The organism is Columbia Basin potato purple top phytoplasma (assembly GCF_028595955.1).
Classification (GTDB): domain Bacteria; phylum Bacillota_I; class Bacilli_A; order Acholeplasmatales; family Acholeplasmataceae; genus Phytoplasma.
The window spans coordinates 1-2,942 of sequence record NZ_JANHJP010000015.1 but is presented as its reverse complement, the minus strand read 5'-3'; the positions used below and the strand labels follow the sequence as shown (position 1 = coordinate 2,942).

The window sequence follows — 2,942 nt, the reverse complement described above, 5'->3', positions numbered from 1 at the left end:
TTATGAAAAAGTTTTTTTAAAATATTAACACATTGAGTGTTGATATTGAATTGTTTAATGTGGTAAAAATCTTCGTTAGTTAACATCTTGTTTCCTCCTTTTCTAAATAAAAAAAGACCTTGTTTTAAGGTCTTTTCTTCTTAATTTTTTTCGTTTTCCAAGTAATGGTTCCATCAGGTTTGATGGTTTTAATTTTTCCGTTATGGTAATAAAAATAGAGATTACCGTTTTGACATTTTTTCTTAATAACAATAGCCATTATCTTTCTCCTAGATATTTCATAATTTTTTGAATATTGAATGGAATGGGATTGCTTCCATTTAAGATTAATTTCTTAATGTCGCTAGTATAATGAGTGAGATAATGATTGTATCCTTGACGAACCGTTTGAAAATAAGTTAATGATTGTCTTTCGATCAGATCTCTTTGATGGTTTTTTTGTTTCTTCTTTCTGTTTTTTCCGATGAGCGGGTCAATATCTAAATAAATTAATAAATCGGGTTTTTTTAAGATAGTTTCGTGATTCAGCTTAAAGATCTTTTTTAAAGTTAAAAGTTGTTTCTTTTCCTTAGAAAAAGGAAATAATTGGTAAGCATAAGTGGATGGTAACCAACGGTCTAAGATGATTAATTGTTGGTTTTTAAATAATTCCGCTTGGATTTGAGCCATATTGGTGAGACTTAAATAAAAACGAGTGAGATAATTTACTTGTTGAAAATTTAAAAATAAATCTCTAATTTCCTTCCCAAGAGAGCTACTCCCTAAGCCTTGATACAGTTGATGAGGGGTTTTTAATTGGGGTTGAAGGGAATTGATAAGAGAAGTTTTTCCGCTGCCATCTAAGCCTTCGAAAACGATTAATTTCATGATTTTTTCTCCTTTGATTCTAATTTTGGGCATAAAAAAAGACCTTCGATTTGAAGGTCTCAAAGTATTAATTAATTATTTGATTTTCCTTAATTGTTTTAAATAAGTGGTTTTTTCTAATTCTTCTTTGGCTTTAGTGAAAAGGGTTAAGTATTTTTGACTATCTTGAATCATTTTCGTGATAAATTGATTATCTTGAAAAATCCGCACTACATGATAATTAGTGTCATGAAAATAAACTAAAAAGTAAGCGAAGTTCGCTTGGCTACAATAGAGTTGACATTGAACTTGGGCCCAGTAGTATTTGGGGATATTTTCTAACTGAGGATTGGTTAAAAAACTAGTCCAAGTGGATGATACTTCTTGGTTTTCGTTAACGAAAGGACATTTAATTTCTAAAACAGCTTGATGTTGTTCGTTGTAGCCGTCTAAAGAAGCGGAAAAAAGGTTAACTTGGTTATCAGTGAAAATGGTGTCTTCAAAAGTTAAATTAGTTTTTTGAATGAAAAACTCGCGAGCGATGGGTTCCATTTTTTGTCCATGTAATGTATATTGATTAGCGGTAAAAGTGGTGCCAAAGAGTTTATCATGAACTAACTGTTCCATGGAACGAAAGGGATCTAACCCCGTAATGGAAGCGATTTCGGAAGCGTTAATATATTTTTTTCGGTGTTGATACCATAATTTGGTTCTTTGATTTAAGTTTTTAATCCGCATAATATTCATTCTTTCTTAAAAATTTTTTTTAATAATAATAAAAGATATTTTCCTAAATAATAAAAGAAACGAAAAAGGTGATAAAGACATTTAAAAAGAAAATCAATTAGATATAAAAGATGGGGGAGAAATAATAAAATAATCGTTAATAAACCTAAGTTTAACCATTGATTTTGATAAGTAAAGAAATAATGACTGATAGTTTTAAGGTTGTTGTTTAACTTAGTTAACCAAGTATTAATTAAATTCCACATGATAATTTGGTCGCTTCGTGGTTAAATATTGGTAAAATTGAACCATTATTCCTTGTTTTAGTTGGTGAATACTTAGTTTAACAGTGAAAAGATAGAACTTAATGACATAATAAATGGTGATAATTGGAAGAAATGAAAGTAAGGTAATGATGAAAAAAATGAGATGATTAGGTAGAGATTGAAAGATTTTTTTAATTAACATAGTTTTTGTTTCCTTTCCAATTGTTGTGTGTTGTTAAATAAAAAAAGACCCTTAGGAGGGCCTTTGGTTATAAAATAAGATTTTGTCGAGGTAATTTATGGATTATTAGCATTATTTATTATTTCTAACGTATTGTTGTTTTTTCTTTTTATGAGGTTGTGAAGTTAACACAATATTTTGTTGCTGATATATATTTCTTTTTTTGTTATTAGAGAACAATTTGGTTAATTTATTTAAATTAATTTGAATTCCTTTTTTTGTGAAATATTTAACATTTTCCTCTAATGTATCTATTGCTTCCTCTATAATATCGATATCTTTTTTTAATTTGTCTTTAGAATTATTCTCCATTGCCATAACTTTCTGATTATTAATAATAAATAATAATCCTAAGAAAATAAACAAATAAATATTTATTATTTTAAATTGATTTTTTAATTTAAACATTAATTAAATCTCCTTCGATATTATAATAAAAAAATAAAACATACTTTAAATTATTTTAACGTCTTCTATGATGAATTGATTGATTTTGGTTGATTTTTCTTTGTAAATTATATTGATCGCGTTCAATTATTTGTTGATTTATCATTGAAAGTTGATCACTGGTTGTTTCTAATCTTTTTGAAATAATAACCATTATGTTGAAAGGTTATTGAGGTTCTAAATTAGTATTATTAAAAACGTGATTTAATTGTGTCATTAAACTATTTATTTCTTCTTCAAGTTGAATTTTTCTTGCATCTAAATCTATTGCAGGAAAAGCATATAATTTTTTATTATTATTTATAAATAATATTCCTAATAAAATAAATAAAAAAATACTTATTATTTTAAATTGATTTTGTAATTTAAACATTAAAAAAATCTCCTTTTTATTTTTATTTCTTTAAATTTAACAT

The 2,942-nt window shown here is 26.3% G+C and carries 5 protein-coding genes; all 5 read right to left on the bottom strand.

Going from position 1 to position 2,942, the window contains the following annotated elements; all coding sequences use genetic code 11:
* Positions 1 to 258: 258 nt before the first annotated feature.
* Positions 259 to 900: a dTMP kinase gene (tmk, locus tag M8044_RS02345; protein ID WP_273585446.1), complete on the bottom strand. Its 642-nt coding sequence runs from the start codon at positions 898 to 900 to the stop codon at positions 259 to 261.
* Positions 901 to 942: 42 nt separating this feature from the next.
* On the bottom strand, positions 943 to 1,584 hold the full coding sequence (locus tag M8044_RS02340) for a YqaJ viral recombinase family protein (protein ID WP_273585447.1): 642 nt from the start codon (positions 1,582 to 1,584) through the stop codon (positions 943 to 945).
* A gap of 567 nt (positions 1,585 to 2,151) precedes the next feature.
* Complete coding sequence (locus M8044_RS02335; protein ID WP_273585445.1) at positions 2,152 to 2,487, bottom strand: SVM family protein; 336 nt, start codon at positions 2,485 to 2,487, stop codon at positions 2,152 to 2,154.
* Between the two features lie 55 nt (positions 2,488 to 2,542).
* The gene (locus M8044_RS02330; protein WP_273585444.1) at positions 2,543 to 2,680 is read right to left on the bottom strand and encodes a hypothetical protein; all 138 of its coding nucleotides are present in this window, start codon (positions 2,678 to 2,680) and stop codon (positions 2,543 to 2,545) included.
* A gap of 12 nt (positions 2,681 to 2,692) precedes the next feature.
* Positions 2,693 to 2,899, bottom strand: a complete 207-nt coding sequence (locus M8044_RS02325; RefSeq protein WP_273585443.1) for an SVM family protein — start codon at positions 2,897 to 2,899, stop codon at positions 2,693 to 2,695.
* Positions 2,900 to 2,942: the final 43 nt, after the last annotated feature.